Origin of the sequence: Sphingomonas eleionomae (genome assembly GCF_049889035.1) — a bacterium.
GTDB lineage: Bacteria > Pseudomonadota > Alphaproteobacteria > Sphingomonadales > Sphingomonadaceae > Sphingomonas.
This window is the reverse complement of sequence record NZ_JBLTWP010000002.1, coordinates 725,095-738,761: the sequence shown is the minus strand read 5'-3', so window position 1 is coordinate 738,761 and position 13,667 is coordinate 725,095. Positions and strand designations below refer to the sequence as shown.

The 13,667-nt window shown below is 65.9% G+C and carries 11 protein-coding genes and 1 tRNA gene; 10 read left to right on the top strand and 2 right to left on the bottom strand.

The window, feature by feature from the left end; translation table 11 throughout:
• Nucleotides 1–49 precede the first annotated feature (49 nt).
• The 10 genes from ACNI3Q_RS07785 to ACNI3Q_RS07740 all read left to right on the top strand — a co-directional run bounded on the left by ACNI3Q_RS07785 (nucleotide 50) and on the right by ACNI3Q_RS07740 (nucleotide 9,865).
• On the top strand, nucleotides 50–2,218 hold the full coding sequence (locus ACNI3Q_RS07785; RefSeq protein ID WP_426275476.1) for a sodium-translocating pyrophosphatase: 2,169 nt from the start codon (nucleotides 50–52) through the stop codon (nucleotides 2,216–2,218).
• A gap of 160 nt (nucleotides 2,219–2,378) precedes the next feature.
• Entirely contained in the window at nucleotides 2,379–2,789 is a 411-nt protein-coding gene (locus ACNI3Q_RS07780; protein WP_426275474.1) for a hypothetical protein, read from the top strand.
• 129 nt (nucleotides 2,790–2,918) lie between these two features.
• The gene (locus tag ACNI3Q_RS07775) at nucleotides 2,919–4,895 is read left to right on the top strand and encodes a TonB-dependent receptor family protein (protein ID WP_426275472.1); all 1,977 of its coding nucleotides are present in this window, start codon (nucleotides 2,919–2,921) and stop codon (nucleotides 4,893–4,895) included.
• Nucleotides 4,895–6,211, top strand: coding sequence for a PepSY-associated TM helix domain-containing protein (locus tag ACNI3Q_RS07770; protein ID WP_426275470.1), 1,317 nt, complete (start codon nucleotides 4,895–4,897; stop codon nucleotides 6,209–6,211). The genes ACNI3Q_RS07775 and ACNI3Q_RS07770 overlap by 1 nt, the downstream gene beginning before the upstream one ends.
• Before the next feature lie 88 nt (nucleotides 6,212–6,299).
• Nucleotides 6,300–6,548 carry a translation initiation factor IF-1 gene (gene infA / locus ACNI3Q_RS07765; protein ID WP_260021190.1) on the top strand — a complete coding sequence of 83 codons (249 nt, stop codon included), beginning with the start codon at nucleotides 6,300–6,302 and terminating at the stop codon, nucleotides 6,546–6,548.
• 23 nt (nucleotides 6,549–6,571) lie between these two features.
• Nucleotides 6,572–7,141, top strand: a complete 570-nt coding sequence (locus tag ACNI3Q_RS07760; RefSeq protein WP_260021189.1) for a Maf family protein — start codon at nucleotides 6,572–6,574, stop codon at nucleotides 7,139–7,141.
• A complete protein-coding gene (locus ACNI3Q_RS07755) occupies nucleotides 7,134–8,117 on the top strand; it encodes a ribonuclease (RefSeq protein WP_426275467.1) in 984 nt (327 codons plus the stop codon). The genes ACNI3Q_RS07760 and ACNI3Q_RS07755 overlap by 8 nt, the downstream gene beginning before the upstream one ends.
• Nucleotides 8,095–8,304 carry a DNA gyrase inhibitor YacG gene (locus tag ACNI3Q_RS07750; protein WP_426275465.1) on the top strand — a complete coding sequence of 70 codons (210 nt, stop codon included), beginning with the start codon at nucleotides 8,095–8,097 and terminating at the stop codon, nucleotides 8,302–8,304. The genes ACNI3Q_RS07755 and ACNI3Q_RS07750 overlap by 23 nt, the downstream gene beginning before the upstream one ends.
• A gap of 31 nt (nucleotides 8,305–8,335) precedes the next feature.
• Nucleotides 8,336–8,411, top strand: a tRNA-Phe gene (locus ACNI3Q_RS07745).
• A 53-nt stretch (nucleotides 8,412–8,464) separates the two neighbouring features.
• Nucleotides 8,465–9,865 carry a mannitol dehydrogenase family protein gene (locus ACNI3Q_RS07740; protein WP_426275463.1) on the top strand — a complete coding sequence of 467 codons (1,401 nt, stop codon included), beginning with the start codon at nucleotides 8,465–8,467 and terminating at the stop codon, nucleotides 9,863–9,865.
• Between the two features lie 4 nt (nucleotides 9,866–9,869).
• On the opposite strand, the gene ACNI3Q_RS07735 is transcribed toward ACNI3Q_RS07740, so the two are convergent.
• Both ACNI3Q_RS07735 and ACNI3Q_RS07730 read right to left on the bottom strand, forming a co-directional pair.
• Nucleotides 9,870–11,096 carry a dipeptidase gene (locus ACNI3Q_RS07735; protein WP_426275461.1) on the bottom strand — a complete coding sequence of 409 codons (1,227 nt, stop codon included), beginning with the start codon at nucleotides 11,094–11,096 and terminating at the stop codon, nucleotides 9,870–9,872.
• Between the two features lie 64 nt (nucleotides 11,097–11,160).
• Nucleotides 11,161–13,479 carry a TonB-dependent receptor gene (locus ACNI3Q_RS07730; protein WP_426275459.1) on the bottom strand — a complete coding sequence of 773 codons (2,319 nt, stop codon included), beginning with the start codon at nucleotides 13,477–13,479 and terminating at the stop codon, nucleotides 11,161–11,163.
• Nucleotides 13,480–13,667 lie beyond the last annotated feature (188 nt).

The following is a 13,667-nucleotide window of genomic DNA, read 5'->3' as shown; positions in this document are numbered from 1 at the left end:
GCACGGACCGACAGAGTCCGGCAGGCCGGACAGCAGGGGAAGGATGCCAATGACAATCGTGATGATTGCCCTGACGTGCGGCGTCATTGCCGTACTCTATGGGGTTTTGACCAGCCAGCAGGTGCTCAGGGCATCGGCGGGCAACGACAGGATGCGCGATATTGCCGCCGCCATTCAGGAGGGGGCGCAGGCTTATCTGGGCCGGCAATATCGAACCATTGCCATCGTCGGCGTGATCGTCGCGGTGATCCTTGTTCCGGCCCTTGGGCCGCTTTCCGCCATCGGCTTTGTCATCGGCGCGGTCCTGTCGGGCGTCGCGGGCTATGTCGGCATGAACATCTCGGTCCGCGCCAATGTCCGCACGGCAGAGGCGGCGCGCAGCAGCCTTCAGGGCGGGTTGACGCTCGCCTTCCGTTCCGGCGCGATTACGGGGATGCTGGTCGCGGGGCTGGGGCTGCTCTCGATCACCGGCATCTTCTGGTATCTGACCGGCCCCGGCGGCCATGCGCCCAATGACCGCGAGATCATCGAGGCGCTGACCGCGCTTGCCTTTGGCGCATCGCTCATCTCGATCTTTGCCCGGCTGGGGGGCGGCATCTTTACCAAGGCCGCCGATGTCGGCGCCGACCTGGTCGGCAAGGTGGAGGCGGGCATTCCGGAGGACGATCCCCGCAACCCCGCCGTCATCGCGGACAATGTGGGCGACAATGTCGGCGATTGCGCCGGCATGGCGGCCGATTTGTTCGAAACCTATGTCGTCACCCTTGGCCTGACCATGGTGTCGATCGCGCTGCTGGTGACGGGCAGCGATGCCGAGCTGACCGCGTTGATGAGCCTGCCCCTGGGCGTCGGCGGGGTGTGCATCATCACCTCGATCATTGGCACCTATGCCGTCCGGTTGGGCGGCGGCACCAATATCATGGGCGCGCTGTACAAGGGGTTCTGGACCACCGCGATCCTGGCCGTCCCCGCCATCTGGTGGATCACCAGCTATGCGCTGGGCGACCTCAACGCCACCATCGGCAGCGCCGGATTCCTTGATGCGGCCAGCGACACGCTGTCGTCCGAACCGCTGGGCACCAGCGTCGCGGATGCGGGCGCCAGCTTCACCGGATGGGACCTGTTCTGGTGCATGATGATCGGGCTGGCCGTCACCGGCCTACTCGTCTGGATCACCGAATATTACACCGGCACCAATTTCCGCCCGGTCAAATCCATCGCCCATGCCAGCCAGACCGGCCATGGCACCAACGTCATTCAGGGGCTGGCCATCAGCCTTGAATCGACCGCGCTGCCAACGCTCGTCATCGTCGTGGCGGTCATCGCCACCTATCAGTTGGCCGGGATCATCGGCGTCGCCTTTGCCGCCACCTCGCTGCTGGCGCTGGCGGGCATGGTCGTCGCGCTCGATGCCTATGGCCCCGTCACCGACAATGCCGGCGGCATCGCCGAAATGGCGGGCCTGGACGACAGCGTGCGGGAAAGGACGGACGCGCTGGACGCGGTCGGCAACACGACCAAGGCAGTGACCAAAGGCTACGCCATCGGCTCCGCTGCCCTCGCCGCGCTGGTGCTGTTCGGTGCCTATACCGAGGATCTGAAGCGGTACTTCAGCGGTGTTGAGGTCGATTTCAGCCTGTCCAACCCGTATGTCATCGTCGGGCTGCTGCTCGGCGCGCTGCTGCCCTATCTGTTCGGGGCGTTCGGCATGACGGCGGTGGGCCGCGCGGCAGGCAGCGTGGTCGAGGATGTGCGGGATCAGTTCGCCCGGGATCCGGGCATCATGGCGGGGACCAGCCGACCCAATTATGCCCGCACGGTCGATATCGTGACGCGTGCGGCGATCAAGGAGATGATCGTCCCGTCGCTGTTGCCCGTCCTGTCCCCGATCGCGGTCTATTTCATCATCACCGCCGTCGCCGGACAGGCCAACGGCTTTGCCTCGCTGGGCGCGATGCTGCTGGGCGTGATCGTGTCCGGCCTGTTCGTCGCCATTTCGATGACTTCGGGCGGCGGGGCATGGGACAATGCCAAGAAATATATCGAGGACGGCCATTATGGCGGCAAGGGTTCCGAAGCGCACAAGGCAGCGGTGACCGGCGACACGGTGGGCGATCCGTACAAGGATACGGCAGGTCCGGCGGTCAATCCGATGATCAAGATCACCAATATCGTCGCCCTGCTGCTGCTGGCGGCACTGGCGGGCGGCGGCGCCTGATCGGCCCGTCATTGCGAGCGGCGCAGGCGCGCGGCAATCCGGCGGACGTCCCGACCATGGATTGCCGCGCCGCCCCTGGCGGCTCGCAATGACAATCCCGGTTCGGTGGAGTTGCTTCGCCACGGTGACAAGCCGGGGCGAAACAATTATGGGCGCGGACGTGGCAACGCTTCGCGCCCTTTTTTCGTCCAGCCCGCGCGTCCTTCTCGCGCTGATGCTGGCTGTGCTCGGCGCAAAGCTGCTGGTCCCCGCCGGGTACATGGTGATGCCGTCACAGGCGGGCGCCCTGTCGTTCAGCGTCGGCGTCTGCAACGCCATGGGGCCATCGACGCTGACCGTCACGATCCCGATGGACGAACCGCACCCCTCGGATCAGGACGGTACGACCGCGGACAAGCCCTGCGCCTTTGCCGGGCTGGGCCAGCCGATGCTGCCGGGCACCGATCCCGTTCAGCTTGCGCTGGCCATCGCATTCATCATCGCCCTGGGCTTTGCCGCGCTTCCGGTCCTGCGCCTTGCCGCAAGTCCGCGCGTCCTGCCGCCCAGCCACGCACCGCCCATCCTGAACTGAGCCCTTATCGCTTGTCCTCCGGGTGCTGCCAGGCGGCATCCGGCAGGGCGGATTTCCATGCCGCACCATCGGGCACGCCCGGGCGCGGCATGAACGAAGCCACTGGCTTTTTCAGTTCAGGAACACCCAATGTCCTTCTCCACCCTTGCGCTGGCGGCCGCGCTGGCCGCGCCCGCCACAGATCCCGTCGCGGTCGAAAATACCGACACTCAGGTCATCATCGTCACCGCGCCAGATGCCCGTGATCAGGCCGAGCGCGAAACCGCCCGCACGCCCGGCGGCGCGGATACCGTCGGCTATCAGGATTATGCCGACCGGACGGTCATCTCGCTGCGCGATGCGCTCGCCTTTTCGCCCGGCGTCTATCTTCAGCCGCGCTATGGCCAGGAAGTGCGGATCAGCATCCGCGGCTCGGGCATCTCGCGCGGCTTTCACATGCGCGGGCTGACGCTGCTTCAGGACGGCGTGCCAATCAACCTTGCCGACGACAATGGCGATTTCCAGGAACTGGACCCGGTGTTCTTTTCCAGCCTTCAGGTGTTTCGCGGATCGAACGCGCTGCGCTATGGCGCTTCCACGCTGGGCGGCGCGGTCAACGGCATCACGCCGCGCGGCACGCAGACGCAGGGCTTTTATGCCCGCGCCGATGGCGGCAGCTTCAATACCGCGCGCCTGCTGCTGACCGCTGGCGGCACGTCCGGCCCCGGCGACTTCTGGGTAGGGGTCAGCGGCGACACATCGGACGGCGACCGCGATCATGCCCGGCGGCGATCCGTCCGGTTCAACGGCAATGCGGGGATCGAGGTCGCACCCGGCCTGACTACTCGCTTCTATGGTTCGGCCAATGCCATTTACCAGCAGCTGCCCGGCGCGCTGACCCGCTCGGTTGCGCTGACCGATCCGACGCGCGGCAATTTCGTCGGCGACCAGCGCCGCGACATTGCGTCGATCCGCATCCAGAACCGCACCACGCTGACGCTGCCCGATGGCGAGCTGAATGTCGGCATCTTCATGAACGACAAGCAACTGTATCACCCCATCTTCGAAGTGATCGACAACGACAGCTTCGATCGCGGTGCCTATGCCCGCATGGAATGGGCGCGCGGGCCGTTCGAACTGACCATCGGCGGCGAGTTCCGCATCGGCGACACGGACGCCAAACGATACGTCAACGTCAATGGCCGTCGCGGCGCGCCGACGTTCCAGGCGGATCAGCGGGCGCGGACCAGCAATGTCTATGGCGAGCTGCGCTTCCGCCCCGTCGATCCGCTCAGCCTGATCGCCGGGGTCGTCTGGACGGATGGCTGGCGCGAACAGCAGATCAACTTCAGCCGCGGGTTCACCAGCCAGTTCGGCCGGGCCGAATTCAGCCAGGTCAGCCCAAAGCTGGGCGTCCTGTTCGATGTCGGCGAGGGTATCCAGCTCTATGGCAACATCAGCCGCTCGGCCGAATTGCCGGGGTTCAGCGAGCTGGGTCAGATCACAACCTTCGTCAATCTGGATGCCCAGCGCGGCTGGACCAAGGAAGTGGGCACTCGTGGCAACCTGAACGGCGTCGAATGGGACGTCAGCTATTATCGCGCCGACCTGACCGGCGAACTGCTGCAATTCACGGTGGATCAAAGCATCCCGGCCAGCACGTTCAACGCCGACCAGACCGTGCATCAGGGGGTTGAGGCGGGGCTGACCATCGCGCCCAGCGACTGGTTGCGCCTGCGCGGCACCTATTTGTGGTCGGATTTCCGCTTCGATGGCGATCGTCAATACGGCGACAACCGCCTGCCCGTGGTGCCCGTCCATATGCTGCGCGGGGAGGTGCGGATCGGAACCGATGCGCTGCATGTCGCACCCAATGTCGAATGGGTGCCAAGGGGCGCGTTCGCCGATTATCGCAACACCACCCGCGCACCGGCCTATGCTCTGCTGGGCGTGACGGCGGGGGCCAGCGTAACGCGCGGCGTCGATGTGTTTCTCGATGCCCGCAACCTGACGAACAAGCGCGCGATCGGCGATATCAGTGCGGTCGTGCTGGCAACTTCCGGGTCGGCCATCTATCAGCCGGTTGAGCGGCGCGCCCTGTTCGGCGGCATCCGGACCCGCTTCTGATGGGCGCGGGCCTCTATCGCACGATCTGGCGCTGGCATTTCTATGCCGGGCTGTTCGTCGTGCCCTTCATCCTGATGCTGTCGGTCACGGGCGCGGTCTTTCTGTTCAAGCCGCAGCTGGACCGGTGGCAGGAACGCGAATGGCTGGCGATGCCGGTCCCGCAAACCGCCAGCCCGGACGATCAGGCCCGCGCCGCGCTGGCCGCCAATCCGGGCGCGCGGATCCGCCATTATCGCCTGCCCCAGACACCGGGCGATGCTGCCATGATCCAGATCGACCTGGCGGGCGGCGGCATCCGCAACGTCTATGTCGCGCCGGACGGACGCGTGGCGGGCGCGATGGCCCCGGCCGACCGGATCAGCGCCATCGTGTCGCGCATTCACGGCACGCTGATGATCGGCACGGGCGGCCGGCTGCTCGTCGAACTGGCGGGCAGCTGGGCAATCGTCATGGTCCTGACGGGCCTCTACCTGTGGTGGCCGCGCGGACGCGGAGCGGCGGGCGTCGTCTGGCCGCGCCTGCATCTGGGCGGCCGCACGCTGCTGCGCGATCTGCACGCTGTTACCGGATTCTGGGTGGCTGGCCTTGCCCTCATCCTCCTGTTCACTGCCCTGCCCTGGACAGAGGCCTGGGCGACGGCGTTCCGGGCGGTGCGGGCGGAAATGGGATGGGTGAAACAGGCCCAGCAATGGGAAGGGGGCGCGGACCTGCACGGCGATCATGACCATGAAGCGATGCTGCGCGCCGCCGCGGCCCCGGCAAAGGCCCCTGTCAAACAGCAATCGCTGACCGCCATCGTCGCCCGCGCCCGGGGGGAGGGGATGCCCCATCCCGCCATCCTGTTGCCCCCCAACGCGCCGATGCGCTTTGGCCCGCCCAACGGCCCCAACTGGCGCCTGACCAGCGAAACGCAGGATCGGCCGGAAATCCGCACCGTCGAATATGATGCCGCCACCGGCACGGTCGTCGCGCACAGCGACTTTGCCGATCAGCACCCCATCGACCGCGCGGTCAGCATCGGCATCGCCTGGCATGAGGGGCAATGGCTGGGCTGGATCAACCAGGCGATCGGCGTCCTGACCGCGCTTGCCCTGATCGTGCTGGCGGTATCCGGCACGCTGATGTGGTGGCGCAGGCGCCCGACGGGCCAGCTTGGCGCGCCGCCCGCCCCGCGCAATCCGGTGCGGATGCGCGGCGTCGCTGCCATCACGCTGGTGCTGGCAATCTTTCTGCCGCTGCTCGGCGCATCGCTGGTCGTGCTGGCGCTGATCGACCGACTGGCGCTGCCGCTCTGGCGGCGGGTTCGAATGGCTTGAGGCAAACCGCCCGGTGGACGGCTTTCCTTTTGCCCGATTCGGGCTTATGGGCCGTCCACCTTTATTTTCGAACGACTGAGGACGATTTTTGGCCAAGGAAGAACTGCTTGAGATGCGCGGACAGGTCGTTGAGCTGTTGCCCAACGCCATGTTCCGGGTCCGCCTGGAAAACGATCACGAGATTCTGGGCCACACCGCCGGCAAGATGCGCAAGAATCGCATCCGCGTGCTGGTCGGTGACGAGGTGCTGGTCGAACTGACGCCGTATGACCTGACCAAGGGCCGCATCACCTATCGCTTCATGCCCGGTCGCGGCGGCCCCGGCCCGTCCTCCTGATTTCCGCCTGAGGCTTCGGTCCCGTGCGGCTTGTGCTCGCCTCCACTTCGCCCCGCCGGTTGCAGCTGCTTGAGCGCATCGGCGTGACGCCGGACCGGGTCGTCGGACCCGATATTGACGAGGAACCGCGAAAGGGCGAGCTTCCTCGCGTCTATGCAACCCGTCTTGCCGAGGAAAAGGCCCGCGCCGTCCCGCGTGAGGCGGATGAAATCGTCATCGCCGGCGACACCACCGTCTCCGTCGGTCGCCGCATCCTTAACAAGCCTGCCGATGCCGACGATCATCGCCGGATGCTGGAATTGATGTCCGGCCGCCGCCATCATGTCTGGTCGGGCGTCTGCGTGATCGACCGCGACGGCCGCGCCCGCACGCGGCTGACCGACAGCATCGTTGCCTTCAAGCGGCTGAGCGCAGCCGAAATCGACTGGTATCTCGCCAGTGGGGAAGGCTGGGGCAAGGCAGGTGGCTACGCCATTCAGGGACGGGCAGAGGCGCTGGTCCGCTTCCTGTCGGGCAGCCATTCCGGCGTCGTCGGCCTGCCCCTGTTCGAAACCCGCGCCTTGCTGGAAGCCAGCGGCTATCGCTTTGGCTGACTGGTGGGTCGAACGCGGGATCGGGGAAACCCGCGCGATCCTGATCGGCGGCGACCGCATCCTAGAAGCACGCATCGAACCGGACGGCGGGCTGACCGCCGGGACGGTGCTCGACGCCCGGCTGGTCCGCCGCATCACCGCCCGCAATCAGGGGATCGTCGAATTGGCGGATGGTCAGGCGCTGGTCAGCCCACTGCCCCCCGGCATCACACAGGGCGCGATGTGCCGCATCGAAATCACGCGCCCCGCCACGCCCGAACCCGGCAAGCCAAAGCGTGCCCGTGCGCGCCCGGCGGCCCATGACGCCGTGATCGGCCCCGCCCCCGCCCTTGCCGATCGGCTGCCCGGCGCGCGCGTGCCGCCCCGATTCGGGCCGGACCCGTTCGAGCAGGCGGGCTGGAGCGAGGTGCTGGAGGAAGCGGAAACCGGCCTGATCCGCTTTGCCGGCGGGTCCCTGTCGATCCACCCGACCCCTGCCATGACGCTGTTCGATGCCGATGGTGAACTTGCCCCGCTTGACCTTGGCATGGCCGCTGCGCGCGCCGCCGGCGCGGCGATCCGGCGGCTCGACATCGCCGGGTCAATCGGCATCGACCTGCCCACTGTCGAGGACAAGGCCGCCCGCATCGCCATGGCAGAGGCGCTGGATCAATCCGTACCCCCGCCGTTCGAACGAACCGCCGTCAACGGGTTCGGCTTTGTCCAGATCGTCCGGCGGCGCGAGCGGCTGTCCCTGCCCGAACTTTACGCGCTCGATCCTGCCGCCTGGGCTGCGCGCGCGCTGATTCGCCGTGCCGAACGCAGCATCGGCCATGGCGAACGGCTGATCGCCGCGCATCCCGATGTCGTGGCCGCCATCGCCGCCAATCCGGGCTGGACCGACCGCCTCGCCGCGCGGCTGGGCGCGCCGGTGACCTTGCAACCCGATCCGGCGCTGCGCATATCCGGCGGCCATGTCCAGCCCCGCCACGCCTGATCCCTGCCCGCTTTGCGGCAAGCCTGTCCTCACCCGCGCACACGGGCCGTTCTGCTCGCGCGGATGCAAGGACCGCGATCTGCTCAACTGGTTGGGCGAAGGGTATCGCCTGCCCGGCCGCCTTGCCGATCCGGATGAAATCGCGAATGAACGAAGCGGGCTGGACAGGGGCGACGACCCCGACTAAGAGGCCCGCTCTCCGGTCGAAAGCCCGGCGTGCCCGAGTAGCTCAGTTGGTAGAGCATACGACTGAAAATCGTAGTGTCGGTGGTTCGATCCCGCCCTCGGGCACCATTTTTGCCCCATCCTTGCTGGTAATGCCAAACCATGCTGACTAAGCGCGTGGTATGACCAGCCGTCTGTCGCTCGCCGCGCTTGCCACCCTGCCCGCCGCCGTTCGCCGCCCCGGCTATGATCCCGGCACCATCGGGGTCGGCATCGTCCATCTGGGCATCGGTGCGTTCCACCGGGCGCATCAGGCGGTCTATGCCGATGATGCCATCGCCGCCGGTGCCGGTGACTGGCGCATCCTTGGCGTTTCGCTCCGCTCGGCAGGCGTCAGGGATCAACTGGCGCCGCAGGACGGCCTGTTCACCCTGGTGGTGCGGGATGGGGACCGGACGGCGGATCGCATCGTCGGATCGGTCGCAGGCGTGCTCGTCGCGCCGGAGGACCCCGAATCGGTCATCGCCGCCATCGCCGCACCCGCCACGCGAATCGTCAGCCTGACCATCACGGAAAAGGGCTATTGCCACGATCCCGCCTCTGGCGAACTCAACCGCGATCATCCCGATATCGTCCATGACCTGGCGCATCCGGACCGGCCGCGCAGCGCCATCGGTTTCATCGTGGCTGGCCTGGCCCGCCGCTGTGCCGCAGGGACGGGGCCGCTCACGCTGATGAGCTGCGACAATCTGCCGCATAATGGCGCGGTGCTGCGCGGTGCGGTAACGGCCCTGGCCGCGCTGACCGATCCCGCGCTTGCCGACTGGATCGCCGGAACCTGCGCGTTTCCAGCGACGATGGTCGACCGCATCGTGCCGGCAACGACCGATGCCGACATCGCGGCACTGGCCGACCGGATCGGCGCCGATGACCGCGCGATGGTGAAGGCGGAACCCTTTACCCAATGGGTGATCGAAGATGCGTTCGCCGCGGGCCGCCCGCCTTATGAAGCGCATGGCGCACAAATGGTCGTCGATGTCCGCCCGTTCGAGTTCGCCAAGCTGCGGATGCTGAACGGCGCACATTCGACCCTGGCCTATCTGGGCCTAGCCAAGGGGCTGACGTTCGTTCACGAGGCGATGGCCGACCCCACGATCCGCGCGACGGTGGAGGCGCAGATGGCAGAAGCGGCAGCGACCATCGGCGCCGTGCCCAGCCTTGATCCCGTCGCCTATGCCGCCGCATTGCGGGACCGGTTCGACAACAGCGCGCTTCAGCACCGGCTGGCGCAGATCGCGATGGACGGATCGCAGAAACTGCCCCAGCGGCTGGTCGGCACCATCGTGGATCGCCGCGATGCGGGCCAGCCCTCTCCCGCCTGTTCGCTGGGCGTCGCGGCATGGATCGCCCATCTGTCCGGCCCGTTCGTCAACGATCCGCTGGCGGATCAGCTTCGCGATGCCGGGACCAGCGCCGATCCGGTCGCCGCTGCGCTCGCCATTCAGCCGGTGTTCGGCACGCTGGGCGGCGAGGCGTGGTTCGCCGATCAGGTGCGGGCAGCCTGGGCCGCCCTGCACCCCTGACCGGTCATTTTGCCGCCGCGTCCTCGGCCGCCTTCAGCACGCGCAGCATGTTGCCCGACCAGATCTTCTCGATATCCGCCTCGCCGTAACCGGCCTTGACCAGCGCCTCGGTAATGCGGGGCAGCGCGCGGATATCCTCCATCCCCCTGGTGCCGCCGCCCCCGTCCCAGTCGAGGCCGATGCCGACATGGTCCGGCCCAACCAGCTTCAACGCGTGGAACAGATGCGCCAGGAAATCCTCGAAACTCGCCTCATCCGCCGGATATTTCGCGTCGATCTCCCGCCGCTTGGCCAGCATCTCCGTCCGCTGCGCCGCCGTCATCTCGCCGCGCGGCATCGCCTCCCGCAGCGCGCGGAGCGCCGCGTCCCGCTCAGGATTGGGCTTCAGCGCGCGCAGATACCCGCCATAAGCGTTCATCTGAATGACCCCGCCCTTGGCCGCCAGCGCCTTCAGCCGCGCATCGTCGACATTGCGGGGATGATCGTAAATCGCCTTGCACCCCGAATGGGTCAGGATCAGCGGCGTGGTCGACAGGGCCAGCGCATCGTCCAGCGTCGAATCGGCGCTGTGCGACAGGTCGGGCACGATCCCGCGCCTGTTCATTTCCGCCAGCAGCTGCTTGCCCAGCGGTGACAGCCCGCCCCATTTGGGCGCCCTGGACGGATCAGTGGAACTGTCGCCGAACTGGTTGTGCGCGAAATGGGTGAACCCGATCACCCGCACGTCCATCTTCTGGAACAGGTCAATGAGGCTCAGGTCCTCGCCCAGCGGATAGGCGTTTTCCATCGACAGATAGACGACGCGCTTGCCGGCCTTCGTGATCGGCGCGGCATCGGAGGCCTTGATCGCCAGCGCAAAATCGCCGGGGCTGGCCGCGACCATCTTGTGAATTGAAAGCCCGCGCATCACCGCGAAATTGCGCGATTGCTGATACCCCTCCGGCGTCAGCGGCCCTTGCGGGGTATAGATCGCCCACAACCCGCCATCCAGGCCGCCCGCCTTCATCCGCGGCAGATCGACCTGGGTATAATCGTCATGCACCTCATGCTCGTCCAGGATCGACCAGCCGGGCAGGTCGAGGCTGGCGGGCGTATCCAGGTGCGAATCGAGCGTCAGGATGCGCTGGTGCAACGCCGCCGCCTTGCGATCGACACGGGGCGCGTCCTGCGCATGCAGCGGCACCGCCGTGCCGGCCAGCAGGAACAGGGCAAGCGCGCGAATGGGTGGCATCGGGGAACCTCCGGAAAACATCGGGCAGCCGGAGGATCGCTCCCCCGACTGCCAGCATGATGGGTCAGATTGCGGCGCGCAAGCTCAGCTGCCACGTCCGGTCGGGGCCGGGCCGGAACGTCGCCAGCCCGTTGGTCGATACGTTGATCGTGCCCAGATAATCCTTGTTGAAGATGTTATCGACATTGGCGCGCAACCGGATCGCCTTGAACGGCCCGACATCGATGCCCTCGCCCAAGTCAACATAGGCGTTGAAGATCGTGTAGCCGGGCAGTTCCTGTGTGTTGATGAAGTTGGTGTAGCGACTGGACAGATAACGCCCGCTGAAATTGGCGACGATCCAGTCGGCAGGCTCCACCGTCACGCCCGCCTGGATCAGCCAGTCGGCATTGTCCGGCACCCGGTTGCCCGCGATGGCCAGGCTTGAATAGCTGTCCTTGAACTTGGCGATGTTATACGTGACGTTGGCGTTGACATAGAAAAAGCTCGACGGCTTCACGATGCCGGAAAGCTCCGCGCCATAGCTTTCGACTGCGCCGACATTCTGGAAAAACGTCTCCAGCTGCGGCGATCCCGGCACTGGCGCTGCAAAGGACTGCAGCCGATTGTCGAACCGGGTATAGAACAGCGCCAGCGATGCGTTGAACATCTGCCGGTTGGTGCGGAACCCCAGTTCCGCGTTCTTTGCGGTTTCCGGCAACGGGCCGGGGGCCAGCGGGCTGGCGGCGGAAAAGATGTCGTCCGCGCCGCGCGGTAACGCCAGGTTCTCGGAATAGCTGGCAAAGATCTGTTCGCGGTCGGTGATATCGAACACCAGGCCAACCTGCGGCAGGAACAGGTCCTCGTAATTGTCGGTAATCCGCGGCGTCCGGCGGGCGATATAATCGCCGGGGTTGCGATATCCGGCGATGGCATAATCGATCATCGTGCCCTTGAACCCCATGTCGAGCTTCAGCGCCTCGTCCAGCAGCTTGAACGTCAGCTTGGCATGATATTGGAACGTCTCGCGCTTTGACCGGTAATCGCGCTGGCGATGGACGGGCTCGTTCAGCAACGGGTCACCATCGGGATTGCCGTCGGCGTGATTGAACCGGTCCTGCGTCCGGTGATAATCGTCATTCTCGGCCCAGAAACCGAATTGCAGCGCATGAACGCCCAGCTCTGCATTGAAATTGCCGACCATGCCGTACCGCTCGCCCTCGATCGTCGACAGGCCGTATTGCAACCCCTTCGGCGCGGTCAGGCCGGGTACGATCAGCCGCTGCGCGTTATACGCGCTGAGCGAAGTGGCATAGGCCTCTGGCGACACGCCATATCCCTGCTTGTCCTCGTAATAGAGCGTCGGGCTGAACGTAAATCCGGGGGTCAGCTCGAAATCGCCGTGCAGGCTGTACAGGTAATCGGTCCGCGAATTGACCGCCTGCTTGAAATACTGGTTATACAAGGTGTTGGAATAACGGATGCCGGGCGTCGTCACCGGCAGGTCCGGCACCTCGCCCAGATACGCAAAATAGCGGCCCGACCGGCCGAACGCATCGCCGGCCGTCCCCTCATATTGCGCGATCGAAATGGCGGGCGAGTCGTAATCGAAATAGTCGTTGTACAGAAACCGGAACGCCAGCGAGTGGGGCCCGAATTCATACCGCGCCTTCGCCTCGACATGATCGCGCTCAATGAATCCCGGCCCGCGCCACACATCGGCCTCCAGCCGCGAATAGCTGGCATAGGCTGAAAATCCGCCCACGTCCCCGGTGTCCAGGCGCAGGAACCCGCGCCGGAAATCGTCCGCGCCGACGGTGAACTGGGCCACCGCGCCCATCTCCTTTTCGGGATCGGTCGTGATGTACTGGACGATGGGGCCAAGCGAGGAATAGCTGGGCAGCGAAACATCGCCTGCGCCCGGGCTGGCCGTCACGCGCGACAGATTCTCGTTTTCGACATAGCGAAAAATGGGGCTGCCGCCGAACTGGTCCGATCGGCCCATCGGCACGCCGTCCAGCACGAACCCGATCTGCTGGAAATTGAACGCGCGCACGAACACCGAATTGCCGAATTCGTACAGGCCAAGGGCATCGTTCGCTTGCACGTTGAAACCGGGCAGCCCTTCCAGCATCTTCAGGCCGGAAATGCCCGCTGGTGCGGACAATAGCGCCTCGCGCGTGATCGAAATGGTGGCCGTGGTCTCGTCGGTGCCGATCGCGGTTTCGGCGGTCGAAACGCGGCGTCCGGTAACGACGATCTCGCTGCTGGCGGCCTGATCCTGTGCGGATTCATCGGTGGCGACCACCGGTTCGGGGTCGGCGCTGGGTCCGGACTGGGCATGGGCAGGCACCGCGAATGCGACCAGCGCGGTAGAGGCGAGCAGAATAGCAATATTGGGCATGGATCCCCCTCATCAAGGTGTGATTCCAGGCCTCTCCGGGCATCCGACCTTGTCCGGCCGCACCCTGTTTTCGGGTTGTCGGTCCGGCCGGCGGCTATGTGTCGCTGTCATCCGCCCGACGGACGACAACGGCTCGATGGGCTGCGACAACCATCGAACGGACACAGGCTTTATCAAACAGCTTTATT

What these genes read in the sequence shown, in the direction of transcription:
- ACNI3Q_RS07750 (WP_426275465.1), top strand. Translation starts at nt 8,095, where the DNA reads ATGTCCAGCCCCGCCACGCCTGATCCCTGCCCGCTTTGCGGCAAGCCT.
- ACNI3Q_RS07740 (WP_426275463.1), top strand. Translation starts at nt 8,465, where the DNA reads ATGACCAGCCGTCTGTCGCTCGCCGCGCTTGCCACCCTGCCCGCCGCC.
- ACNI3Q_RS07770 (WP_426275470.1), top strand. Translation starts at nt 4,895, where the DNA reads ATGGGCGCGGGCCTCTATCGCACGATCTGGCGCTGGCATTTCTATGCC.
- ACNI3Q_RS07775 (WP_426275472.1), top strand. Translation starts at nt 2,919, where the DNA reads ATGTCCTTCTCCACCCTTGCGCTGGCGGCCGCGCTGGCCGCGCCCGCC.
- ACNI3Q_RS07730 (WP_426275459.1), bottom strand. Translation starts at nt 13,479, where the DNA reads ATGCCCAATATTGCTATTCTGCTCGCCTCTACCGCGCTGGTCGCATTC.
- ACNI3Q_RS07735 (WP_426275461.1), bottom strand. Translation starts at nt 11,096, where the DNA reads ATGCCACCCATTCGCGCGCTTGCCCTGTTCCTGCTGGCCGGCACGGCG.
- ACNI3Q_RS07785 (WP_426275476.1), top strand. Translation starts at nt 50, where the DNA reads ATGACAATCGTGATGATTGCCCTGACGTGCGGCGTCATTGCCGTACTC.